This window comes from Porphyromonas cangingivalis (genome assembly GCF_900638305.1).
Lineage (GTDB): Bacteria > Bacteroidota > Bacteroidia > Bacteroidales > Porphyromonadaceae > Porphyromonas_A > Porphyromonas_A cangingivalis.
This window is the reverse complement of the sequence record NZ_LR134506.1, coordinates 2,317,587-2,342,205: the sequence shown is the minus strand read 5'-3', so window position 1 is coordinate 2,342,205 and position 24,619 is coordinate 2,317,587. Positions and strand designations below refer to the sequence as shown.

Here is a 24,619-nt window from a genome sequence, read left to right as displayed (position 1 = left end):
CCATTGTCTAATCCTCCATCAAAACTTTTTGATACACACCATTGAGCACCTCTCTGACCGCATCGGTCGAGTAAGCCACACCGGCTCGTCGAGAACCCTTCTTCAAGGCATTTAGGATATCGGGGTTGTCACAGAGGGTCTTAAGTCGTTCTGCCAAAGCATCTTTATCTCCGGGACGGATCAAGAATCCACTGCTCTCATCCACCACCTCGGGGATACCACCGACAGGGGTGGACAGTATGGCCAGCCCGTGTCCCATGGCTTCGAGAATCGCCATCGGTAGACCCTCGACATAGGAGGGCAGTACAAAGACATCCGAGTCGAGCAAGAGTTGTTTTTTCTTCTCTCCGGAGACCCATCCATGGAAGGTGACGAGATCGGAGAGACCTTTTTCCATGACCCGGCGTTCGAACACCGAGGTATCACCATTGCCACCCACGTTCAGGACGACTCTTCCCCTGAAGCATGATTTTTCCCGCTCCAGCACATCCAGCAGGTCGTAGATACCCTTTTGGCTGTCCAGGAGTCCCAAGAACAGCAACCGAAGGAGGGGGCTTTGCTCTCTCCTCTGCAACTCTTCCTCGCTCGGTAAGACGACGGGATTGGGCACGACCTCGATCAGCTTCCGCTTTACCACCCCACTGAAGAAGTCCTGCCAAGAGCGAGACAGCACGACGATACAGTGAGCACGGCGGAGGATCCGACAGATGAGAGAGGGGTTGGAGTGATAAAACTCTTTGAAGCCTCCGCCATGAATGTGCAGGATGACCTTCTTACCCGACATCCGCCCAAGGAGCAGAAATATCGCAGAGCGGTAGAAGCTGTTGTACGAAGCTGTGTGGATGTGCACGATCTCTATCTCTTTATTTGAGAGGAGTCTATGCACAAAATCAAATATAGCAGACAACAGCACAAGCCAGTTGTGAAGACCTTTCTTACCCGAGTTGACAACGATCTCAAACTCCTCGAAGATATACTGCTCGTATATCTCCAAGACCTGTCCTATCCCCCCCTTGACGGGCTTGTATGCACATCCGACGGTGAGTATCTTTTTGTCCATATTATCCTGCATATTGATTGTTTTTTAGGGGTTGGGAATCCGACAGCACCAGCAAGGCCAGACTCAGGGAGAACATGACCATGTAGTCGAAATACATTTCATTCTGAAAGAAAGCAAAGATCACCGCACTGAAGAAGAGAGCCATATTCAGTCGGTAATACTCCGAATGCCGATGCCTGCGGATGAACACATAGAGACACACGAAGAAGCCTACCAAGAAAAACAACCCGAAGACCCCATGCTCGGCCAAGGAGTCGACAAACTGGTTGTGAGAAAAGACCCTCAGCCCTGTCTTTTCGAGATTTCGCTCCACAACCTTTGTGTATCCTTGCCCGAAAAAGAGTTCGTACATACTCCCTTCGCTCCATCCTTCGATACCATTCAGCCAAAAAGATGTGCGCCCCGACCCTGCCACGTCGATGCTTTCGGACGATGCCTCGGTATAAACATTGCGACCAAGGATGCGAGCCTTGAACTGCTCATTGGTCTCGTAGAAGTACACCAACCCTCCGATGAGGACGAGAGACAGTGCCCCGAACTTGATCACACGGTGCAAGGTCACTCGCTTCGGGAGGAGCATCACGACCACACCCAAAAGAAGCATCAGCCACCCCGTACGCACATAGGCCTGAAAGACAGACACGAGACCGACCAAGATAAGCCCGAAGTTGAACCACCTCTCGAGCCTCCTCCCAAACCTCTTTCGGACAAATCCGTCCAGCAGTATCAGGATGGCAGCCACGAAGTAAGACGAAGCTGCGTGCGGAGACCCCAAGATACCTGAGTAATAAATGGCACTATCGATTCCGAAGGAGTCTGCGGAGATGAAGCCCCCGATGGGAGATACCAGCCCTATAAGCACCACCAGCGACGAGAGTAAGACAAACTGAGCCAGACTATACATGATCCGCTCCAGTCGGGCAACTCGCCCGTCGAACTTATGTATCCAAAAACGAAAGAAAAGTACGAGAGGCAGTTGCTTCATCGCATGAGCGAGAGAGTAGAGGGGATTGGAGAGCGATTCCACATTGAGCGTACTGATGATGGAGAAGCCGTAGATGCTCTTCTCGAAGGCGAACTTCCGCTTTCGGCTGCGGATCGTCAGCAGAAGGAGGTATGCCAGCAAAGGCAACTTCCACAGCTGAGCCACAGGCAGACCGCCCATCGGTGGATAGCCCTCGATGTAGTGTAGCCCGCAGTAGAGCAAAAACCAAGCCATATATCTGATACAACCACTCATGACATTCAATGCGAAACAGTACTCTGATACTTACGTATATACCATCCTCGACCGGATAGGGATATGGCACTCACAAGGATCAAGACGATGATCAGACTGACGATAGAGACCCGATCTGTCAGGATCAGTCCTCCGACGAGTAGCAGGTAGGCGACCGAAGCCCATATCGTCGTCCTATTGACCTTGCCCACGTGGCCCATGACCCCGAGATAGGGGAAGCCCAAGAGGTCGTTGGGGATACTGATGACGAGGAGCAAGAGGAAGATGTTGAAGTAGCTCAGTATCTCATCCCCTCCCGACTTGATGATGTAAGGGATGAGGTACGGAGCAAGCAGATACATACAGACCAGGGAGACAAGATTGACGAGGAGCACCACCACCACGATACGATTGATCTTGATCCAAGATTTCACACGAGTGAAGTACGGATAGAGGACATGAGCCAGCAGTGGGGAGATGAACGAAGCGTAAGCGTTGTGCAGTTTCTCCGCCGCCGTGTACACCCCTACGTAGTAGTCTCCGCTGACCAATCCCAAGATGACGGGATTGGTCGTCTGATAGATCTTCGTAAGGAGTGTCGTGGTGAAGAAAGGCCAGCTGTGCCGCAACATGGCCTCTGAGTCCCTCAGGCTCGGACACACCCACGACAGCCCATACCTCCTGAAGGCATAGACGATCGACACGCCCCCCGAGATCACGCACTCCAGCATGAAGATCACAAGTACCCAGACATAGTCCTCTTCGCCCTTGACGAGGAAGAAGATGGGAAGGGTGGTGATGGTCTTGATCGGAAGGCTGATCCGTGTGATGTACTTCATGTCCTCCATCGAGCGGAAGAGCCATGTCAGCCCGAGCCCTACCCCAGCTATACGCAGATATGCGAGGATATAGAGGACATAATGTGCTCTGAACTGAGGGACAATGGCAACGATCCCCCCAAGCACAAGCCCCGAGACGATGAGCAACAAAAACTTCGTCTGCAATATCCCCGACACGATCCGGCTCACGGCATTGCGGTCGTCCCGTACAGGCACGATGAGTCCGACATTCGACAGGTCGAACCCAAACTCTATGAACACTTGGAAGTAAAACGACACAGCCAAGACGAAGTTGACCAACCCATACTTCTCCAGCCCTATCCTATTGATCAGAAACGGGATCAACAAGATGGGCACGATATAGCTGAACCCCGTCAAGATAAACTGGTTCAGTATGTTGTGAAACAATCGTGCATCTCCTATGGGCTTGAGACCTTTCATGTCAAGATAAACTGTGTTAGGAAACTCGAAATCAAATCTTACGACTTTCGAAATCAAATCTTACGACTTTCGAAATCAAATCTTACGACCTTCGTCATCAAGTCTTACGACTTTTTTGTCGCGGTCTGCTTCTTTTTTTTCTGAGCATCGGACAAGCATCGGTGCCGAAGCATCTATATTTTTTTTGCCGAACCGTGATACACTGCCCGATCACCTCCTGAATATCCCACAGAAGTCGAGGATGACCTTATCCGAGCGGTATCCGAGCGACTTGAACGGTGTATGAGCTGTCAGGAAGGCCACGATATCCGCCTCCTCGTAGGCTCTGCGATAGTCCGTGAGAGGGATGTCGTCGTGCTCGGAGATGTTGGGCTCGGAGACAAGCACCTCGGCATCATGCACGTCCTGCAAGACATGGTTCGCAATGTACCCTGCCGGAGACTCTCTGAGATCGTCTATATCCGGCTTGAAGGCAAGCCCCATCATCGCCAGCACAGGGCCACGACCGTGCTTGTCCTTGAAGTCCCGGACAGCACTCAGCACCTTCTCCACACACCAAAACGCCTTGTAGTTGTTGATCTCACGAGCAGACGATATGAGCTTGCTCTCAAGAGGGAAGGCGGAGTAGATGAAGTAGGGATCGACCGCAATACAGTGCCCCCCGACACCGCTACCGGGCTGAAGGATATTGACACGTGGGTGCTTGTTGGCCAGCTCTATGAGCTCCCAGACATTGACCCCCGACTTGTCGCAGATGAGGGAGAGCTCATTGGCAAAGGCGATCTGCACATCACGGCTGGCATTTTCGGTCAGCTTACAAAGTTCGGCAGTACGGGCATTGGTACCATGCAGAGCCCCTTTGACGAAGTGGGCATAGAAGGCCTTGGCTCTCTCTGTCGCCTCCGGAGTGATCCCTCCGATGACACGGTCGTTATGCTCCAGCTCGTAGAGGACATTGCCGGGCAGGATGCGCTCAGGACAGTAAGCGATGTGGAGCTTGCCGGAGAGCTCAGGTCTCTTGTGGTAGATAAGCTCTGCGATCTTCTCGGTCGTACCGATGGGGGAGGTAGACTCGATGATGAAGAGGTCACCTTCTTTGAGAAATGGGATGATCGATCTCGTCGCCGCCTGGACATAAGAGACGTCAGGCTCGTGATTGCCCTTGAAAGGTGTAGGCACGACGATGAGATAAGCATCGCTCTCCTCTATGTCCTGAGAGGCACGGAAGGCTCCCGAAGCCAAGACCTCTCTCAGAAGTCCTTCCATACCATCTTCGATGAAGTGCAGTTGTCCTGCGTTTGTCTTTGTGACGATGGAGGGATCGATGTCCACACCTAAGACACTGAGCCCACTTTTGGCAGTCACAATGGCGGTGGGGAGGCCGATATAGCCGAGCCCCATGAAGCATACCTTATTCATAAATTTCTTTCGACTCTATGGTGCTTTTTTTATTTGAGTTGATCAGATAGTTGATATAGACATGGATGAGAGCCCATACGGTGAGGTTGGTCACGAAGATCCCCGTAACCCCGGCAAGGTCAAGCAAGAAGTAATTGCCGACGATGAACCCTATCGAAAAGAGGAGGATCACGGGCATCACGAACTGTGGCTTGACACCGGCATCGATGAGTCTGTGGTGGAAGTGATTTTTGTCCGCATGGAAGGGGTTCTGCCTGTTTTTCAACCTGAAGAGGATCACCCTCAGTTCGTCAAAGACAGGGACGACAAGTGACGAGAACGCCATGACGATATGAGACATCTCGACCTTGATGTTGCCCTCGGCATAGATCACGCTGATGTGGATGAATAGAAGGCTGAGCAGATAGCCGAGTGTCAGACTGCCGGTATCGCCCATGAAGATCTTCTTTTTCTTCTCCGCTTCGCCGAAAAAGTTGTACCACCAAAAAGGAAGCAAGATACCGAGCATACAGATCGATAGCAAAGCATAGACATAGACTTCGCCGATGACGAAGATGGTCCCCATGACGACAAGGCTCAAGAGGGTAAGCCCCGAAGCAAGGCCATCGACACCATCGATGAGGTTGATGGCATTGATGATGAACACAGCAAGCAGGATGGTGAAGACGATACTCATCCAGAATGGTAGCTCATAAATCTCAAACAATCCGGCAAAGGAGCTGATCCTATTGCCCGAAAGTGGGATGATACCAGCAGCGATAAACTGCACGGCAAACTTCTTGCGGTAGCCAACCCCTTCGATATCGTCGACGATCCCAAGGAGGTAGAGCAACATAAATCCGGCACTCAAGAAAAGTGCTTCGGTGAGTGCTTCGGTCGTGAGTCGTAAGTCATCGGCATCACTGATGTCGAGGTAAAAGGCAAACCCCAGTGCAAGAGTCATGGAGACAAGCACGACGGGAAAGAATGAAAATCCACCCAAGCGGGGTATAGGTATATGATGTATCTTCCGTTCGCAGGGCATATCATAAAGCCCTTTGTTGTGAGCGATCACAAGGATTTTAGGGATGACAAGCAAGCCCAGTGCGAAGGATAAACAAAATCCGAATAGTAGAAGAATAGTAGTCATAGTACGAAAAATTTACTTCAGGTGATTTTTTCGCAGCAAGATCCGAAGTCTATCGATAACGGAAGAGCTCAGTCGACTGCCCAAGAGATGGAGCAGAAATCTCTTGGAGTGAATGTCCATGCCACACAAGTCATACAGCCCCTTCTTGAGGAGCACCTCTGACTTCTTCTGTGACAAGGCTCCATACACTCCGGTGAGAGCACCGAGATTGAGCTGGAGCAAGATATTATCGTCTTTGAGTCTATAATAGTCTGCCATATCCATATATCGATAACGCTCAGGATGTGCCAATATTGCATCATACCCCCCTCGCCGGATCGCCCTTAGACGATCACCCATGGCGTATGGGGGAGCGATGTACGAGGTTTCTATCAGTAGCGCATCTGTATCCAAGGGTAAGAGATCTCCGGCCTTGAAGCGTCCTTCAAAGAGGTTGTCAAGCATATACTCAGCCGACAGTCCCAGAGATATCCTGCCTCGATAAGCGCATCGAAACTCTGAAAATTTCTTTTTTAGATAATCTGTTGTATTCGGGATCTCTCCCATTATATGTGGGGTACACCACACAGAAGATACCCCGTGACACTCCAGGAGATCGAGTATCTCTATACTCTCTTGGAGCGTCCGGACACCGTCATCCACACCCGGAAGCAGATGACTATGCCGGTCCGTAAATCCCTCAAGCAGACAACTGTCTGCAATGCTTTCTTTTTTGGAGAAGAACCACATTCCCCCTATTATTTTTCGAGTTTTTTAATCAAGTAGAGTTTTTTAGTTGCAAGTTGAGTTTTTTTTAATCGGATATATACTGTTTGTAGTCGTACCCATACCCATGGTTGCCATGCATGGACGACGTGCCATTAAGGATGAGAGACATATTGTTGAGTTTTTTATTGTTGTAAAAGGCATCCACCACCGACAACATCTCCCTGTCGGTCAGCCCTGCCCGTATCACGAAGATGACCTTGTCCACCAGCTTTTCGATGATGTAGGCATCTGCGACGATCTCGACAGGCGGACAGTCGATGAAGATATAGTCGTACTCCTGTCTGAGTGCCTCCAAGAGCTGTGAGAGACGGCTGCTGTATAAGAGTTCGGTGGGATTGGGCGGTATCTTACCCACAGGCAAGACATGAAGATCGGGCAGATCGTCCGAAGGTACGATGATGGATCGCCAGTCCTCAAGCTGACCACTGAAGAGGGCAGACAGCCCTACTTCCGGAGAGTCGACATAAGTACTGAGCATCCCCCTGCGCATATCGAGGTCGATGACGACAACCCTTTTATTGTTGATGGCGAAAGAGGCCGCCAGATTCATCGTCACGAAGGTCTTTCCGCTACCACCATTGAGGGAGGTGAGCATCATCACCTTCTGATGCCCATCCACACCGAGCATAAACTCCAAGTTGGCTCGCGTGACTCTGAACGCCTCATTGATGGCATTACGGTTCTGAGCTTGGACGACGATCTCGTATCGCTCATGCTTCCGTCTCCTCTTGATGGCACGAAGACCTTTCGAGTCTCCGCTTTGAGGGATCTCACCGAGGAAAGGAGTCGTCATCCCCTCAAGATCCTTGCGCCCTCTGACCTTGGTGTCCGTAACCGCGCCTACATAAATGAAGGCGACAGGCACCAAAAGTCCCAGAAGGAACGCACCCAAGAGGATATTCCTCTTCCTCGGAAAGATCGGCGTGAGTTCGCCCATAGGTGGGGTGATGACCCGTGTATTGTAGGCTGTGAAAGCCTGAGAAAGCTCGTTCTCCTCCCTCTTCTGCAACAAGAACAGATAGAGAGCCTCCTTGATCTTCTGCTGACGTTCGACCGAAAGGAGGTATTGCGCTTGTGTGGGACTGCTTGCGATTCGAGAAGTACTTTTACTTTCCTGCGCACGTAGTGTCTTTATCTGATTGCTGAGGCTGTTGATCTCGTTGTCTATGGAGAGCAATATACTCCTACGCATAGCCGTGAGTGTCCTATCCATGTCGATGACGAGGGGGTTCTTCTCACTGCTGTTGGAGAGCAGCCTGTTGAGCTGCAGCAAAGTCTCGTTGTACTCAGAGATCTCTCGTTCTATGACAGGGCTGTTGATGCCCGAATTGACGGGCAAGAGTTCTCTCCCCTGCCCTCCTGTTATGTGACCACGGATGTAACGAGCCATGTAGAGCTGATTGTTCAGTGCCAATATCTGTGTACCGGCCTCACCGGCTTGTGTCATATACATCTCGGATGCCGTACGCACATCGGGGATGAGGTTCTTGCTCTTGAACGAAGAGATGTCGCTATCGACAGCCCCCAGCTCTTGCTCTATCACACTCAGACGCTCGTTGATGAACTGCGAAGTGCTCACAGCGATCTTATTCTTGTCCTTCACCCAGTTCTCATTGTAGACGGAGATCAGGGTATCCAAGAAGTCCTCAGCCCTCTCAATGGAGACATCTGTATATGAGAGCTCCAGGATGCTTGTCTTGTCATTGATCAGCCCCACCTGAAGCCTCTTTTGACACTCGGCCATCGTTGTCGACAGATTGGATCGGGACACATGGATCGTCATTGGAGTCTGGATGCTCATCTCGTCGCTATAAGCGGAGTTCAATCCCACCCTGACGATCCCCATCGGAGTGGGTATACTGTCCACCAGCTCCCCTAAGAAGATTTGTCCTTCACCCATGGGCTCACCGTCCAAAATCATATCCGACACTTCGACCATACCATCTCCCCTCACCGTCAGCGACAGAGACCATTCCAACGCCCCATAAAACCTATCGATGGAGACCATGATCGGTAGTTCGCTTCCATACAACGTAGACCTATGAAACCTCCCATCGACCTTGTAGTCAATGTCAAGATTGAGTCTCTTGATCACCTCCAAGAGTGTTGCAGGAGATCTCAGAGAGACGAGTTCGTTGTGTACATTGGTGCTCTTGCTGAATAGCCCCATATCCGCAAATCCCCCTATATCCTGAGCCAATGAAGCCCCCGGCTTATCGCTCTCCTTGATCAGTATGGATGCCGAGCGTTTGTATTCCACCGGTGTGATCATTAAGTATGCGGTAGCCGCCCCCACTGTGATCAGTAGAGAAAGGAGGATCCACTTCCATCTGATCAAGCACAGACGAAATATCTCCTTCAGGCTGAAGTACTCTTCGACATTACGCTTGTATGTGGTTACCTTCTCATCCATATCTAATATGTATTTACTTGGTGAAAATAACGGCCAAAGAAGCTATTAGTGATGCAAGGGAGATCCAGAATGATGTAGACAGTATACTATTTCCGTTGACAGTCGACTGGCGTGCCCGCACGGCATTGGGCTCTACATAGACGACATCCCCCTGCTGAAGGTAGAAGGTCTGTGTCCTGAAAAGCGACCGGCTCGATGTCAGATCTATACGATGAAAGATGTATCTCCCACCCTCGTAATGCACCAAGAGGATATTGTCCCGCCTACCATATATGGTGAGGTCTCCGGCCAACCCCAAAGCATCCAACAGGGACACTCTGTCCTGCTCGATGACATAGCGTCCGGGCTTGTTGACCTCACCCAGCACAGAGATATGGAGATTGGCATACTCGACCGTGACCGTAGGATCGTTGATCAGGTTGCGCCTCACCAGCTCGGCCTTGACCAACTCCGCGACCTCGAGACGGGTCTTATCCTCTATATGTATCTTACCGACGAATGGGAAGTCTATCTCTCCTGCATTGTCCACGGTATAGAGCGACACCTCTTGATTGCTGTTGAGCGAAGAGGACTCATCACTTCCGACCCTGTGTGCCACTATGGGGAGATTGAAGAGATCTGCGAGTCGGGCATCCTTACTCTTTATGATGATGGAAAGTTTATCCCCCCTCTTGATCTTTATCTCCTTCAGATCGAGAGCGATAATCTCAGAATCCCTTTCGATGTCCTGAAGGTAGTTTATGCTCTTGGATGCGGAACATCCGCAAAGCATCAAAACCATTATAAATGGAATAAAATGCTTCATATGTCGAGTTTTTACTAAATTTTACAAACCAACCCCCTCTTTTTATCAGAGGTCGTGTTCTTTTATGCGTAATATACAAAAAATGCCTAACGAAAAAAGCCCCATGACCTTCGAATATTCGAAAAAATAAATCCTGAGAGGAAAAGCATTTGGCTTTGATTTTGAAGAAATGGGGAGTTTTCGCCTCAAAAAGGTGACTTATTTTTCCGAATACACCGAGTCATCTGATGATCCAAAAATGCAAAATTGGTCATCCAAAAACGGTCATGAGAAAAAAGTCGCAAAAAGCAAAAAAGAGTGCTCCAGAGCTCTAAATAAACAAAGATTAGAGTTTATTATCAACCGATTAGAGCCGGACCCAAAATAACCAAAGACGAAATTGCAAAGAAAAAAATAAAGAAATAAGGGTCTGATCTATCGGAAAAATCATCGGCGCAAGTCACCGACCACAGATGTGGATAAAACGAGCATAAATTATGTCCCTATTTTTTTTCTTAATATCACTCAGGTCTAAAAAATAAATCTTGTGTTTTTTATGAATAGGAGGTAAGTTTTTGACCCAAAAGTGTACTCTGATCGCCAAAAACGAAATTCAGGTCCTCGAAAAGACATTAACATACATTTCACATAAGTGTTAATAAATTAACTTACATTAAACTAAAGTAAAATAATACGTTAACAGAAGACACTTTTAGAAACAAAGACAACTATCACTCTTCCGTAAAAGCCTTGTAACGCTCGAAAGCTGCCTGTACATCATCGGACAGAGAAGTGAGTCCGGGTTCGAAGTAAGCCACTGACATGGGGTTCGACTTCTTCTTTTTGTCATACTTCCACAGCCCCACGACATGGCCATGATCGGCTATGAGGGGATAGAATGTACCATTCTTGGAGCACTTGTCCAAGCCCATTGCATGGATGATCTCCCCCCTATCCTTATAGGCTATCGTGTATTCATCGTATGCGGGCAATAGGTGCACCGACGGCTCTGTAAATGCGACAACAGAAGACCCCTCTTCATGCACATAATAAGTCTTGTCTCCGATGGAGAGTTCGTGAAGAAACCCTTTCACCGCCTCCACGCCTGCCCTTGCCTCACGGACACCCAAGCCCGACCACCACACAAAGTCGGCAAGAGTTGCAGGCGAATGGCTACGGAAATACCTCTCAGCAAGACGAACGATACTCTCCTCTCTCGACAACTCAGACACGGCAGGTACACGCTCATCCAACAACGCATAGGTCGGCTTACCGCCCTTATCCACCCCACTGCATACCAGCCCGACGGTCTCTGCAAACATCAACAGTCTGTACATCGTGCCTGTCACACAAGTGACACCCTCGGCGACAAAGAGGTCTTCGAGTTCGTCCTTTGTCAGACCCGAAGAACCAACCAAGTGCTTCTCGAAGAGTTTGCAAGCCTTCGCAAAGAGGTCTTCACTCAGTGCCAAGGCCTCCATACGTTTCCGATCCTTGATGACAGACTGTATGCTCGAAGCGGACAATGCGCACATCCAGCGAATATCTTCAGCGGAGATGATGTGCCATGTCGGACGCATCACATGAGTTCGGAGGATCTTCCCCTCATCGAAAGCCTTCTGCACAATCGAAAGTCGCGACTCACCTTTGAGACGCATCCCCACAGCCCACTTCACCGCATTGTAATCCTGCCCCTGCATGGCTCCAAACCACGCCACCACATCCTCCGCCGTCTCAAAACGTGGAGTCACCAACTGTTGCGCACTTAACCTCAAAGCCCTGAATTCCGTCATCATATCCTCTCTTTTTACTTACAAACTATTTTCACGAGAACAAATATACCCATAATTCAAAGACCAATCACGCCTCACACCCCGCCCCACTACCCTCACCCCAAAGTCCCCTGCCCTCACACTCGTTCCCCCAAAAAGCCCACTACCCCAAACACCCAAGAAAACAAAATCCGAAGCACAACAGAACACATTCTGTCACCCTCCGGAATACTTTCTGCCCCGCACCGGAACATATTCTGTCCCCGAACCCGAGCACATCCCTGCCCCACACCAAAACACAAACACCCCACAAATGAAAAAACACGTCCCCTCACCCCTTTTTGCATCAACTCCCAACTCCCCCACCCAAACGTCCCCACCTCCACATCAAGAAGTAGAACCGTCCAAATTAAGTTGCCTAACTTGATGACGAAAGTCGTCTAACTCACAGCAGCACCTTAGACAACCTTTTTCAAGCCCAACACCCACCATTAATATACACCGAAGCAAACATATCCCCCCTACAAGAAAAAAGAAAGTCAATTCTTTTCCTTACCCTCACCTCAAAATCCTTCAAAAATACAATCACCTTACTGCAACCCACAAAAATAGAATAGCCAAACTTGCAAGCAAGTTTGGCTATTCATTTTTCACAAGGTTAGTTTAATCTTCAGCACGGACTCACCTCACATCCATATCATTATATTTAGCAATTAATTGCTTGAAGTCCGGATCTTCAGAAAGACCTCTCCAATCTTTATCTTGCTCGACAAACTCCACAGTAACCTCACGTCCTGAGAGGCTTCTATCCAAATACTTCAATGACTCTCCCTTTTCATTCCTTATCGCATGGAGGCAAGCTAAATTATATGAGCATCCTCCATATTCTATGGTTTTATGGAATTTATCTATCGCTTCTCGAAACACAACTTCAGCCTTCTCTCTAGAAGACCTCTACGCTAATTCACATAAAGCAGAACCCCAATTGTTATATGCCTCATGATCATCGGGCTTATACTTTGTTGCCAACTCATATTTCCCAAAGGCCTGCGCATAAAGATCTTCGGATTCTTCCCCTGACTTCTTCGAAGCCAAACTTTCTAAAGCATTACCCCAATTGTAATATGCCTGATGATAATCGGGCTTATACTTTGTGGCCAACCCATATTTCTCAAAGGCCTGCGCATAAAGATCTTCGGATTCTTCCCCTGACTTCTTCGAAGCCAAACTTTCTAAAGCATTACCCCAATTGTTATATGCCTTGTGATAATCGGGCTTATACTTTGTGGCCAACCCATATTTCTCAAAGGCCTGCGCATAAAGATCTTCGGATTCTTCCCCTGACTTCTTCGAAGCCAAACTTTCTAAAGCATTACCCCAATTGTTATATGCCTTGTGATAATCGGGCTTATACTTTGTGGCCAACCCATATTTCTCAAAGGCTTGCACATAAAGATCTTCGGATTCTTCCCCTGACTTCTTCGAAGCCAAACTTTCTAAAGCATTACCCCAATTGTTATATGCCTGATGATAATCGGGCTTATACTTTGTGGCCAACCCATATTTCTCAAAGGCTTGCACATAAAGATCTTCGGATTCTTCCCCTGACTTCTTCGAAGCCAAACTTTCTAAAGCATTACCCCAATTGTTATATGCCTGATGATAATCGGGCTTATACTTTGTGGTCAACCCATATTTCTCAAAGGCTTGCACATAAAGATCTTCGGATTCTTCCCCTGACTTCTTCGAAGCCAAACTTTCTAAAGCATTACCCCAATTGTAATATGCCTGATGATAATCAGACTTATGCTTTATGGCCAACCCATATTTCTCAAAGGCCTGCGCATAAAGATCTTCGGATTCTTCCCCTGACTTCTTCGAAGCCAAACTTTCTAAAGCATTACCCCAATTGTTATATGCCTTGTGATAATCGGGCTTATACTTTGTGGCCAACCCATATTTCTCAAAGGCTTGCACATAAAGATCTTCGGATTCTTCCCCTGACTTCTTCGAAGCCAAACTTTCTAAAGCATTACCCCAATTGTTATATGCCTGATGATAATCAGACTTATACTTTGTGGCCAACCCATATTTCTCAAAGGCTTGCACATAAAGATCTTCGGATTCTTCCCCTGACTTCTTCGAAGCCAAACTTGCTAAAGCATTACCCCAATTGTAATATGCCTCATAATAATCAGACTTATGCTTTATGGCCAACCCATATTTCTCAAAGGCCTGCGCATAAAGATCTTCGGATTCTTCCCCTGACTTCTTCGAAGCCAAACCTTTTAAAGCGACACCCCAATTGTTATATGCCTGATGATAATCGGGCTTATACTTTGTGGCCAACCCATATTTCTCAAAGGCCTGCGCATAAAGATCTTCGGATTCTTCCCCTGACTTCTTCGAAGCCAAACTTTCTAAAGCATTACCCCAATTGTTATATGCCTGATGATAATCGGGCTTATACTTTGTGGCCAACCCATATTTCTCAAAGGCTTGCACATAAAGATCTTCGGATTCTTCCCCTGACTTCTTCGAAGCCAAACTTTCTAAAGCATTACCCCAATTGTAATATGCCTCATAATAATCAGACTTATGCTTTATGGCCAACTCATATTTCTCAAAGGCCTGCGCATAAAGATCTTCGGATTCTTCCCCTGACTTCTTCGAAGCCAAACTTTCTAAAGCATTACCCCAATTGTTATATGCCTTGTGATAATCGGGCTTATACTTTGTGGCCAACCCATATTTCTCAAAGGCTTGCACATAAAGATCTTCGGATTCTTCCCCTGACTTCTTCGAAGCCAAACTTTCTAAAGCATTACCCCAATTGTTATATGCCTGATGATAATCAGACTTATACTTTGTGGCCAACCCATATTTCTCAAAGGCTTGCACATAAAGATCTTCGGATTCTTCCCCTGACTTCTTCGAAGCCAAACTTGCTAAAGCATTACCCCAATTGTAATATGCCTCATAATAATCAGACTTATGCTTTATGGCCAACCCATATTTCTCAAAGGCCTGCGCATAAAGATCTTCGGATTCTTCCCCTGACTTCTTCGAAGCCAAACCTTTTAAAGCGACACCCCAATTGTTATATGCCTGATGATAATCGGGCTTATACTTTGTGGCCAACCCATATTTCTCAAAGGCCTGCGCATAAAGATCTTCGGATTCTTCCCCTGACTTCTTCGAAGCCAAACTTTCTAAAGCATTACCCCAATTGTTATATGCCTGATGATAATCGGGCTTATACTTTGTGGCCAACCCATATTTCTCAAAGGCTTGCACATAAAGATCTTCGGATTCTTCCCCTGACTTCTTCGAAGCCAAACTTGCTAAAGCATTACCCCAATTGTAATATGCCTCATAATAATCAGACTTATGCTTTATGGCCAACTCATATTTCTCAAAGGCCTGCGCATAAAGATCTTCGGATTCTTCCCCTGACTTCTTCGAAGCCAAACTTTCTAAAGCATTACCCCAATTGTTATATGCCTGATGAAAGTTTGACTTTATCTCTGTCGCAGCCTTATATTCTCCTGAAGCCTCTAAGTACTCCTCCACCAAACTATGTTTTACACCCATTGCGAAGCGATTAATAGCTTCTCGATTCAGGAGTATTTTTAGCATGTTGCTCTCACTCTGCTCACGTTTGAGCTGCTCTTCAAGGCTCTTAGTTTTTTCCCCAAGTTCCTCAAGTTGCCTCCTATAGATTTGATCTTGAGCATTCTTTTCATTTTCCGCACTCCTTTTAATGTCCAGAAGCTGACCTATAACTTGCGACACCCTGTCGTAGGAACTAATGGTTATAGGGCTAAGAAAATTTTCGAGGGTGCTATCAAGTCTATTTTGTGTTGTAATAATGAAATGCTTTTGGTTGTGTTTTCCCAACAACCTTCCTATTCTCTTGAATATATTATTGATTTGATAATCCCCTAAACCTGTTCCGAGAAATAGAATAGTTTTGTTGTAAATAATATTTCCCAATACCCATAAAACATGTTCTGCATCTATCGAATCATTATCGTATAGCTCTCTATATCCTGAAGGAAACAAGACCATGGAATCGGCATCCTCCACACACCCATGTAGTTTGAATAACATCGGAGCATCGTCTTTCCTATATCGAGCTAATTCATGATTTTTCCCCTTATACGCCTTATTATCTCTGAGTTCGTCTACAGCTGTTTCAAAAGCGCAATCATAATTTGTTGTGACAATTATGCGAGATAACCCATACAGATCCCGATGAAGATCGTAATTGTTATCCTCATGCAACTTAAAGAAACTCTTCACAAAGTCACTAATATCATCTAAAGGCGATTGTTTATGACTTTCTATTAGATCAAGAATCGTTATGGGATCATATTTCCCCACCAATTGTTTCAGAGGCTCCGCCACATCATCATGACCTAACTCTATAAGATGATCAAGGATAGCAGTAACCAAGTCATTCCAACCACCTAATTTGGCACCGGAAGAATTCTTTAGATTATACGACAAACCCGCACCCACAAACAAGACAAGATTTCCTGTCTCAACGGCCTTCTTTAATCCCGGTGGTATAGATATACTCATTTGATATTTAGTATTAGAGAAAACACATTCTTTCTTGAGCTCCCCAACTTACTTTGGATTGTGGATACACAAACAAAGACGGCATTGGGAACTTTCACGAACATAAATGTACAAAAATAAGAGCAAATAGCAGAGAAAGTTACTCCTTTAATGGGGATAAAAACACAGCACCCCGATACTTGCGAATGCAGTATCGGGGTGCTGTATATTATAGGAATGACGACGGGGATTAACCGAAGTCGTCGAAGTATAGCTGTTCGCGTGGAACTCCGAGATTGTCGAGCATGATCTTGACGGCGTTGGCCATAGGACCGGGACCGCACATATAGTATTCGATATCTTCGGGTGCTTCGTGTGCTGCGAGGTAGTTGTCGCGTATGACTTCGTGGATAAAGCCGGTGAAGCCAGTCCAGTTGTCCTCAGGACGTGGTTCGGAGAGGGCGATGTGGAACTTGAAGTTAGGGAACTTCTCTTCGAGCTCACGGAAGTCTTCTTCGTAGAAGATTTCGTTCTTCGAACGTGCACCGTACCAATATGACACCTTACGGCCTGTCTCGAGGGTACGGAAGAGGTGAAGGATCTGTGCGCGGAGGGGTGCCATACCTGCACCACCACCGATGTACAACATCTCGGCATCTGTGTCTTGGATGTGGAAGTCTCCGTAAGGTCCTGACATCGTCACCTTGTCACCCGGCTTGAGGCTGAAGATGTATGATGATGAGATACCGGGGCTGATGCCTGCCTGCCATGTACCGGTCGAGCGATCGAACGGAGGTGTGGCGATACGTACGTTGAGGGTGATGATATTGCCCTCGGCAGGGTAGTTCGCCATAGAGTAAGCACGCACGGTCTCTTCGGTGTTCTTACAGGTCAGAGGCCATAGCTTAAATTTGTCCCACTCGGGCTTAAACCTATCCTCGATTTCCATGTCTGAGAACTTGATGTCGTACTTAGGAATGGAGATCTGTGCGTAGCTACCAGCCTTGAAGTCGAGGACTTCGCCTTCGGGGAGCTTGACGACAAATTCCTTGATGAATGAAGCGACGTTCTTGTTCGACACGACAGTACATTCCCACTCCTTGACTCCGAAGACTTCTTCGGGAACAATGATCTCCATGTCATTTTTAACCTTGGTCTGACATGATAGTCTCCAGTCTGCCTTGATCTCCTTGCGAGAGAAAAATGGCTTTTCGGTAGGGAGGATCTCGCCACCACCTTCGGTCACACGACAGCGACACTGACCGCATGAGCCTGAACCACCACAAGCGGAGGAGAGGAAGATGCCTTGGCTCTGAAGGGTGTTGAGGAGCGTACCACCCATAGGGGCTTCGTACTCTTTCTCACCATTGATCTTCAATGTGACATTTCCGGATGGCACGAGTTTTGACTTAGCAAATAACAGCGCAAGGACCAATATGAGCGTAATCACAAGGAAGACGACCACGCTCGCCACAATAGTAGTGGTTGATATTGCTTGAAAAATCATTATGATGTATTATTTATCAGTTAGTGAAAAATGGTCGCTTGGCTTAGATCGTGAGACCTGAGAAGCACATGAAGGCTATACCTGCCAGACCGGTGATGATAAAGGTAATACCAAGACCTTTGAGTGGCTTGGGGACATCGGAGTAAGCGAGCTTCTCACGGATGGCCGCCATACCGATGATCGCCAACAACCAGCCAATGCCCGAACCGAGACCATAGGTCGCAGCCATACCGACATTGTCGAAGTTGCGCTGTTGCATGAAGAGTGATCCACCGAGGATGGCACAGTTCACCGCAATAAGAGGTAAGAAGATACCCAAAGAGGCGTACAGCGATGGGCTGAAACGCTCCACGATCATCTCGACCAACTGAACGAAGGAAGCGATGACAGCGATAAAGATGATGAGTCCGAGGAAGCTGAGATTGACATCTGCATACTCTTCGCCCAACCATGCGAGTGCGCCCTCCTTGAGGACATAGTTCTCAAGAAGATAGTTGATGGGCACCGTACATACAAGGACAAAAGTAACCGCTATACCGAGACCGAGAGAGGTCTTGACATTCTTCGAAACAGCAAGGTACGAACACATACCGAGATAGTATGCGAAGACCATGTTGTCTACAAAGATGGACTTGACAAATAAGCTGAGATATTCTTGCATCTTTATATCTTGTTTAATTCATTTTACGATAGAGTAGTTACTTAGGCGTTCTCTTGGAGATCCTTGTCGTACGAACGGTGTACCCAGATGATCACCGCAACGATGATGAGTGCCATCGGAGGAAGGATCATCAAACCGTTGTTGGCATAACCCATATCGTAAAACGACTGTGGGATGACCTGATAACCGAGGAGTGAGCCGGAGCCGAAGAGTTCACGGAAAAAGCCGACGATAACGAGGATGATACCGTAACCAAGACCGTTGCCGATACCGTCGAGGAGCGATGGCCAAGGGCCATTGCCAAGAGCGAAGGCTTCGAGACGTCCCATGAGAATACAGTTGGTGATGATGAGCCCGATGAAGACGGACAACTCCTTGCTGACATCATAAGCATAAGCCTTGAGGACTTCGCTGACGATGGTCACAAGTGCAGCACAGACAACCAACTGAACGATGATACGGATACGGCTGGGGATCGTATTACGGAGCAACGAGATGATGACGTTAGCAAAGGCAATGACGATCGTCACGGAGACGGCCATAACAATAGAGGGCTTGAGACTTGCTGTGACGGCGAGGGCGGAGCATATCCCGAGCATCTGTACGACAACGGGATTGTTCTTAGCCAATGGGCCGAGAAGGGTCTCTCTGTTCTTCTTATCAAATAGTGCCATATCTTATTATCTTACTTAGTCAAAAATTGTTCGTACTTCTTGATGCTGTCAAAAAGCATATTGTGTACCCCCTTAGAGGTAAGTGTACTGCCTGAGATACCATCGACATAATCCTGACCTGCAGGGACATGAGAGCCTGGCTTGATGACTGCCACGCTGGTATATGTACCTTGATCATTGAAGATCTTCTTCTCAGGGAATTGTCCTCTGAAGGCTTCTTCTGTGATCTTGGCACCGAGGCCGGGAGTTTCGCTGGCATGGCTGAAGTCGACGCCGTGGACAGTGGTCTTATCTTCGTCAAGAGAAACATACCCCCATACAGGTCCCCATAGACCTTGACCATAAAGACCGAGTACATACTTGGTAACACCTTGTACATTCGCAACAAAGACAGGCATCTTACCGTCCTTACCGATAGACTTGAGATCCATGGTGAAGGCCGGAGACTTCTCATCGATACCGTTCGAACCTTCGACTACATTACCGGATTCGTCTACCAAGAAAGCATCTGTAATGACTTCGTTGTAGGTCGCGATAGCAGTTGCCTTGCTGTCATCGACCCTGAGGGCACGAAGGATCTGTTGCATCTTGTCCACATTTTCGTTCTTACGCTGATCCTCTCTGAGTACTTGTGAAGTAAACGCAAGACCTATCGCTACAAGGATAACCATCACTGCAGCATAAGTGATCGTATATAGATTACTATTCTTATTCATAATAATTTGTTCTGCTTAGTGAGATTAGACAGACTTGACGGTCTTTGCTGCACGCTTCGAACGCATACGGACGTTTGCATCGACGACATAGAAGTCGATGAGCGGAGCAAAGAAGTTCATCAATAGGATCGCAAGCATCATACCTTCGGGATAACCGGGGTTGAGGGTACGGATAAGGATTGCAAAGACTCCGATGAAAAAGCCGTAGATATACTTACCCGTCTCTGTACGTGCGGCTGTCACAGGATCGGTAGCCATGAATACTGCACCGAACGCAAAACCACCGAGCAGGATGTGATCCACTGCCGAAAGAAGCATTGGACCATTTGCACCGATCGCATTGAAACCAAGAGCTGTGAGGAACCCTCCGACAAAGACTGAGAGCATGATCTTCCAGCTCGCGATACCGGTGATGAGTAGCATCACAGCACCGATGAGGATCGCCAAGACTGAGGTCTCACCGATAGATCCGGGGATAAGCCCGATGAAGTAATCCATCGTGGTGAGTGGTTGTCCGATGATGTTGTGTATCTGAGGCACACCTTCAGCCAAAGCTGCCTGACCAAGAGGAGTTGCGCCCGAGAAGCCATCGACCACACTACCTGCGCCCATACCGAAAGTAGTACCGGTACGGACAAACACCTCATCTCCTGACATAGCCAAAGGATAACCGAAGAAGAGGATCGCACGTGTGACAAGGGCTACGTTGAAGATATTGTATCCTGTACCACCGAACACTTCCTTAGCAAATATGACAGAGATGACTGCTGCCACAGCGATCATCCAAAGTGGTGTATCCACAGGGACGATGAGTGGGATGAGCATCCCTGTGACAAGAGCACCTTCTGCCACTTCGTGCTTCTTGATCTGCGCAATGGCGAACTCTACTCCCAAGACTGAGAGATAAGAGACAATGATCTTTGGGACCATGGTCAAAAGCCCAAAGGCAAACATCGTCCAGAATGATAAGCTCTGACCGATGGCGAGGTAGTGCTGATACCCGATGTTGTACATCCCGAAGAACAGCGCAGGCATCAAGGCAAGCACGACGACCGTCATCGTGCGCTTCGAGTCCGTGGAGTCGTGGATATGTACACCGCGCTTGGAGGTCTTGGCAGGGACAAAGAGGAATGTCTCTAAGCCATCGAAGACCGAATGGAGACTGGCCAACTTACCTCCTTCGGAGAATGTCGGCTTGATCTTATCTATGTATTTTCTTAACGCTTTCAATGTTGTATCTTTTTATATATGTGGATTTCTAACCTTAAATACATTCGGATGAGATCAATTCATTTCCTTGAACAACTCATCCAACCCCTTGCGTACGATGTACTGTATCTCAAGCTTAGAGGTATCGACGAACTCACATAGAGCGAAGTCTTCGGGAGCGACTTCGTAGATACCGAGGCTCTCCATCTTGTCAATGTCGAATGTGATGATGGACTTGAGCAGGTATTCGGGATAGATATCCATAGGGAATACCTTGTCGTACTCGTTGGAGACGATGATCGCACGCTGTCCGCCACGGATACGTGCATCGATGTCGTACTCTTTGTTCTTACCCATAAGGAAGGCCGGAAAGCTACGACTCATACTGAACTTGCCGAAGCCCGGCATAGCCCAGCCAAACATCTCGTGCGTATCTGCACCTTCGTTGATCGCAGTCACGAGGTTGCTGTATGGGCTGAGGTACTTGTAGTCACCGATCACCTGCACACCTGTAAGGACATCGCCATCGATGATGCGAAGATCGTCAGTATTGTTGCCGAGCTTATCTGCCACAAGTGTGTGAATATCAGCTCCGGGAAGGACATTTGCGTATCCCCTCTTTTCCATACGAGCACCGACGAAAGCAATCTTCTTAGTCATATCCACCTTGCCTGTGGCAAGGAAACGACCGATGATGACGAGTTCGGTAGCCGAAAGCGTCCACACCGTCTCACCCTTGTTGACAGGCGCAGTGTGATTGATGAGCACACCCACATTACCTGCAGGATGTGGTCCCACGACTTCGTAAGTCTTGCAGTTGGACAATCTGAGTGCGCTCCCCTGCTTTGTACCCACATAAACAGAGCCCGATGTCAGCTTGGCCAAAGCATCGATCCCCTTTTGGAGATAGGCCTCTTGTCCCTTGATCACAAACTCGGTGTCAGGGGTGAGTGGTGCCGTCATCTGTGCAGTCACGAAGATATCTCTTGGTGTCACATCGGGATTGACGACATAGTCATAAGGACGTTGGCGCACGAGAGCGAGCATCCCCGATTTTAGGAGCAACGCCTTGAGGTCGTCAACTCCCATCGAAGCGACATTCGCCACATCGAAGTGTTCGTACTCCTGTGTCGCATCAGCCTTGATGTTGATGCTAAGTATCTTACGCTTTTCACCTCTGTGGATCTCGACCACTTCACCACTCACAGGAGCAGTCACGACGAGCTGAGGGAACAATTTATGATAAAGGACGGGCGTACCGGCTTTGACACGGTCACCCACTTTGATCGATAGTTTGGGGACAAATCCGGGATAATGATCCGGCACGACACCGAAGATCTCACCCATAGATACAGGGATATCGACCTCAGATGCTTTGCCCACGAGATTGATATCCAATCCTTTCTTGATTTTAATCACATTTGCCATATAATATAGATGTGTGGGTAAAATATTTTCTCAAAGTTACACTAATAATACCTAATTCAAAGGCAAAATGGCAACAAATCGAACACTTACCCCTAAAAATTCATGTATATCATCACCAAAAATAGTGATGCCTGATGCTCTCCTGCTCGACTAAATGAAAAGCAATATCATCAACTGAGCCACCAAGACCCTGAGGAACATCGTCAGAGGATACACCGTCGCATAGCCGATAGCCGAAGCATCTGTGTCTGAGAGGGTATTGGCATAAGCAAGTGCAGGAGGGTCGGTATTGCTACCTGCGATAAGCCCTGCAAGGGTGAAGTAGTTGATCTTGAATGCCAGACGAGCCACCGTACCCATAAGCAGGATAGGAATGATCGTGATAAGGACGCCATAAAGCACCCACATGTGTCCCCCTTTATTGACGACAGTATCCAAGAATCCTTCACCTGCACCGAGTCCCACACATGCCAAGAAGGCGGTGATACCTATCTCTCTCATGAGGAGATTGGCACTCGTGGTTGTATAAGTGACGATCTTGTACTTGTGCCCGAAGCTCGCAAGAAGGATAGCCACGAGAAGAGGGCCACCCGCAAGACCGATCTTCACCGGCTGAGGGATACCGGGTATCATCATCGGGATAGAGCCCAAGATGACACCGAGGGCGATGCCCAAGAATATAGAGATGAGGTTAGGCTCATGGAGGTGCTTGACCGAGTTGCCGAGGATCTTTTCGACACTGGAGAGAGCCGCATCACTACCCACGATGGTCAACTTGTCTCCATACTGAAGACGAAAGTCACTCGACGCCACCATCTCAAATCCTGACCTGTTGACACGAGTGATGTTGACCCCATAGAGAGCTCTGAGGTTGAGTGCACCGATACTCTTGCCACTGATCTCACTCTTGGTGATCACCACACGACGACTGACGAAGTGCGCATTCGAAGGTACCCATTGCTTACGGTCCATCTTGATCTCCTTACCCACCATCATCGTGATAGGATCGACATCCTCCTTACGAGTGATGACAAAGATCTTGTCTCCCTCTTCGAGGATGGTGTCAGGCCCTGCGATATCGATACTCTGAGTCGAACGCTTGTAGACTCGTGAGACAACAAAGTGTCTGTTGCTCAAGCTCTCTGAAAGCGACGAAACGGTCTTGCCGAAAATGGCCACATTCTGCACTTCGAGCGAAAGAGGCTCCAACGCTTCATCCGAACCACCTCTGGCCCTGCGGAGTGCCTCCTCTTCGTTCTTAAAACTGATCTTGAAGATCACCCTGAGAGCGATGATGGACATGATGATCCCCACGACACCAAGAGGATAAGCCACCGCATACCCCATCGGGATGGTAGGATCCTCAATACCTGTCGCATCAAGATAAGCCTGCTGAGCGGCACCGAGCCCGGGGGTATTGGTGATCGCACCCGACATGATACCCACCATGGTCGTGATCGGAAGTTTTGTGATGAAGTGGATAATGATCGTCACGATGGCACCGGTGAAGACGATCCCGGCAGCGATAAGGTTCATGGTACCACCACCTTTTTTGAAGTTGGAGAAGAAGCTGGGGCCCACCTGAAGACCGATGGAGAAGACGAAGAGGATGAGACCGAACTCCTTGAAGAAGTGCAGGACTTCATGATTGACCCTCAAACCCAGCTCACCGAAAAGAATCCCCACAAAGAGGATGAAAGTAACACCGAGAGAAATACCAAAGATCTTAATTTTTCCCAAGGCCATACCGAGGGCGATGGTCATTGCGATCAAAAGGATTGAATGCGCGACGCCTTGCCCCATGAATAAGTTATTGATCCATTCCATGAATTATAATAATAGAATACTGTGTTGTATAAGATTCGCCTGCAAAGATACTGCATTATTATCAATTCACTCCCTTACCGTCACACTCTTTTTGCCACTCCGAGTGAGAGCCCTTTACCCTTACAGACTTCCGTCATGCTTCGATCTTATGCTCATACCATGTACTTACTCCCCCTTCTTGCTTCTG

Annotated in this window: 18 protein-coding genes and 1 pseudogene; all 19 read right to left on the bottom strand. The window is 48.0% G+C overall.

Annotated elements, in window-relative coordinates; genetic code table 11:
- Positions 1–7: 7 nt before the first annotated feature.
- Positions 8–1,072, bottom strand: a complete 1,065-nt coding sequence (locus EL262_RS09750) for a glycosyltransferase family 4 protein (RefSeq protein ID WP_078735933.1) — start codon at positions 1,070–1,072, stop codon at positions 8–10.
- Positions 1,062–2,279, bottom strand: a complete 1,218-nt coding sequence (locus EL262_RS09745; RefSeq protein WP_234394774.1) for an O-antigen ligase family protein — start codon at positions 2,277–2,279, stop codon at positions 1,062–1,064. The genes EL262_RS09750 and EL262_RS09745 overlap by 11 nt, the downstream gene beginning before the upstream one ends.
- A gap of 26 nt (positions 2,280–2,305) precedes the next feature.
- Positions 2,306–3,559: an oligosaccharide flippase family protein gene (locus tag EL262_RS09740; protein WP_078735934.1), complete on the bottom strand. Its 1,254-nt coding sequence runs from the start codon at positions 3,557–3,559 to the stop codon at positions 2,306–2,308.
- 210 nt (positions 3,560–3,769) lie between these two features.
- Positions 3,770–4,978, bottom strand: a complete 1,209-nt coding sequence (gene wecC / locus EL262_RS09735; protein WP_025839100.1) for a UDP-N-acetyl-D-mannosamine dehydrogenase — start codon at positions 4,976–4,978, stop codon at positions 3,770–3,772.
- Entirely contained in the window at positions 4,971–6,107 is a 1,137-nt protein-coding gene (locus EL262_RS09730) for an MraY family glycosyltransferase (protein ID WP_036850152.1), read from the bottom strand. Before EL262_RS09730 ends, wecC begins: the two co-directional genes overlap by 8 nt.
- A gap of 12 nt (positions 6,108–6,119) precedes the next feature.
- A complete protein-coding gene (locus tag EL262_RS09725) occupies positions 6,120–6,836 on the bottom strand; it encodes a tyrosine-protein phosphatase (protein ID WP_025839103.1) in 717 nt (238 codons plus the stop codon).
- A 64-nt stretch (positions 6,837–6,900) separates the two neighbouring features.
- Positions 6,901–9,288 (bottom strand): GumC family protein, encoded by a 2,388-nt coding sequence (locus EL262_RS09720; RefSeq protein ID WP_025839105.1) that lies wholly within the window; start codon positions 9,286–9,288, stop codon positions 6,901–6,903.
- Positions 9,289–9,301: 13 nt separating this feature from the next.
- Entirely contained in the window at positions 9,302–10,093 is a 792-nt protein-coding gene (locus EL262_RS09715) for a polysaccharide biosynthesis/export family protein (protein ID WP_036853956.1), read from the bottom strand.
- 710 nt (positions 10,094–10,803) lie between these two features.
- Complete coding sequence (locus tag EL262_RS09710; RefSeq protein ID WP_036853959.1) at positions 10,804–11,868, bottom strand: winged helix DNA-binding domain-containing protein; 1,065 nt, start codon at positions 11,866–11,868, stop codon at positions 10,804–10,806.
- A gap of 657 nt (positions 11,869–12,525) precedes the next feature.
- Positions 12,526–12,771, bottom strand: a complete 246-nt coding sequence (locus tag EL262_RS10090; protein ID WP_036853961.1) for a TPR end-of-group domain-containing protein — start codon at positions 12,769–12,771, stop codon at positions 12,526–12,528.
- A 27-nt stretch (positions 12,772–12,798) separates the two neighbouring features.
- Entirely contained in the window at positions 12,799–15,438 is a 2,640-nt protein-coding gene (locus EL262_RS09705; RefSeq protein WP_244919653.1) for a tetratricopeptide repeat protein, read from the bottom strand.
- Between the two features lie 270 nt (positions 15,439–15,708).
- Positions 15,709–16,431 (bottom strand): annotated as a pseudogene (locus EL262_RS10290) (SIR2 family protein); the annotation flags it as partial.
- 229 nt (positions 16,432–16,660) lie between these two features.
- Positions 16,661–17,917 carry an NADH:ubiquinone reductase (Na(+)-transporting) subunit F gene (gene nqrF / locus EL262_RS09700; RefSeq protein WP_078735937.1) on the bottom strand — a complete coding sequence of 419 codons (1,257 nt, stop codon included), beginning with the start codon at positions 17,915–17,917 and terminating at the stop codon, positions 16,661–16,663.
- Between the two features lie 43 nt (positions 17,918–17,960).
- Entirely contained in the window at positions 17,961–18,578 is a 618-nt protein-coding gene (gene nqrE, locus EL262_RS09695) for an NADH:ubiquinone reductase (Na(+)-transporting) subunit E (protein ID WP_025839207.1), read from the bottom strand.
- A 41-nt stretch (positions 18,579–18,619) separates the two neighbouring features.
- Positions 18,620–19,252, bottom strand: a complete 633-nt coding sequence (locus EL262_RS09690) for an NADH:ubiquinone reductase (Na(+)-transporting) subunit D (RefSeq protein WP_025839209.1) — start codon at positions 19,250–19,252, stop codon at positions 18,620–18,622.
- A gap of 11 nt (positions 19,253–19,263) precedes the next feature.
- Positions 19,264–19,968 carry an NADH:ubiquinone reductase (Na(+)-transporting) subunit C gene (gene nqrC, locus EL262_RS09685; RefSeq protein ID WP_025839212.1) on the bottom strand — a complete coding sequence of 235 codons (705 nt, stop codon included), beginning with the start codon at positions 19,966–19,968 and terminating at the stop codon, positions 19,264–19,266.
- A 24-nt stretch (positions 19,969–19,992) separates the two neighbouring features.
- Entirely contained in the window at positions 19,993–21,198 is a 1,206-nt protein-coding gene (locus EL262_RS09680; RefSeq protein WP_078735938.1) for an NADH:ubiquinone reductase (Na(+)-transporting) subunit B, read from the bottom strand.
- A gap of 54 nt (positions 21,199–21,252) precedes the next feature.
- Positions 21,253–22,605 carry a Na(+)-translocating NADH-quinone reductase subunit A gene (locus EL262_RS09675; RefSeq protein ID WP_025839214.1) on the bottom strand — a complete coding sequence of 451 codons (1,353 nt, stop codon included), beginning with the start codon at positions 22,603–22,605 and terminating at the stop codon, positions 21,253–21,255.
- A gap of 150 nt (positions 22,606–22,755) precedes the next feature.
- Positions 22,756–24,432: a putative transporter gene (locus EL262_RS09670; protein ID WP_078735939.1), complete on the bottom strand. Its 1,677-nt coding sequence runs from the start codon at positions 24,430–24,432 to the stop codon at positions 22,756–22,758.
- Positions 24,433–24,619 lie beyond the last annotated feature (187 nt).

Bases quoted from the DNA above. Each gene is read 5' to 3' on its own strand.
- EL262_RS09750 (WP_078735933.1), bottom strand. From the start codon at position 1,072: ATGCAGGATAATATGGACAAAAAGATACTCACCGTCGGATGTGCATAC.
- EL262_RS09745 (WP_234394774.1), bottom strand. From the start codon at position 2,279: ATGGCTTGGTTTTTGCTCTACTGCGGGCTACACTACATCGAGGGCTAT.
- EL262_RS09740 (WP_078735934.1), bottom strand. From the start codon at position 3,559: ATGAAAGGTCTCAAGCCCATAGGAGATGCACGATTGTTTCACAACATA.
- wecC (WP_025839100.1), bottom strand. From the start codon at position 4,978: ATGAATAAGGTATGCTTCATGGGGCTCGGCTATATCGGCCTCCCCACC.
- EL262_RS09730 (WP_036850152.1), bottom strand. From the start codon at position 6,107: ATGACTACTATTCTTCTACTATTCGGATTTTGTTTATCCTTCGCACTG.
- EL262_RS09725 (WP_025839103.1), bottom strand. From the start codon at position 6,836: ATGTGGTTCTTCTCCAAAAAAGAAAGCATTGCAGACAGTTGTCTGCTT.
- EL262_RS09720 (WP_025839105.1), bottom strand. From the start codon at position 9,288: ATGGATGAGAAGGTAACCACATACAAGCGTAATGTCGAAGAGTACTTC.
- EL262_RS09715 (WP_036853956.1), bottom strand. From the start codon at position 10,093: ATGAAGCATTTTATTCCATTTATAATGGTTTTGATGCTTTGCGGATGT.
- EL262_RS09710 (WP_036853959.1), bottom strand. From the start codon at position 11,868: ATGATGACGGAATTCAGGGCTTTGAGGTTAAGTGCGCAACAGTTGGTG.
- EL262_RS09705 (WP_244919653.1), bottom strand. From the start codon at position 15,438: ATGGGTGTAAAACATAGTTTGGTGGAGGAGTACTTAGAGGCTTCAGGA.
- nqrF (WP_078735937.1), bottom strand. From the start codon at position 17,917: ATGATTTTTCAAGCAATATCAACCACTACTATTGTGGCGAGCGTGGTC.
- nqrE (WP_025839207.1), bottom strand. From the start codon at position 18,578: ATGCAAGAATATCTCAGCTTATTTGTCAAGTCCATCTTTGTAGACAAC.
- EL262_RS09690 (WP_025839209.1), bottom strand. From the start codon at position 19,252: ATGGCACTATTTGATAAGAAGAACAGAGAGACCCTTCTCGGCCCATTG.
- nqrC (WP_025839212.1), bottom strand. From the start codon at position 19,968: ATGAATAAGAATAGTAATCTATATACGATCACTTATGCTGCAGTGATG.
- EL262_RS09675 (WP_025839214.1), bottom strand. From the start codon at position 22,605: ATGGCAAATGTGATTAAAATCAAGAAAGGATTGGATATCAATCTCGTG.
- EL262_RS09670 (WP_078735939.1), bottom strand. From the start codon at position 24,432: ATGGAATGGATCAATAACTTATTCATGGGGCAAGGCGTCGCGCATTCA.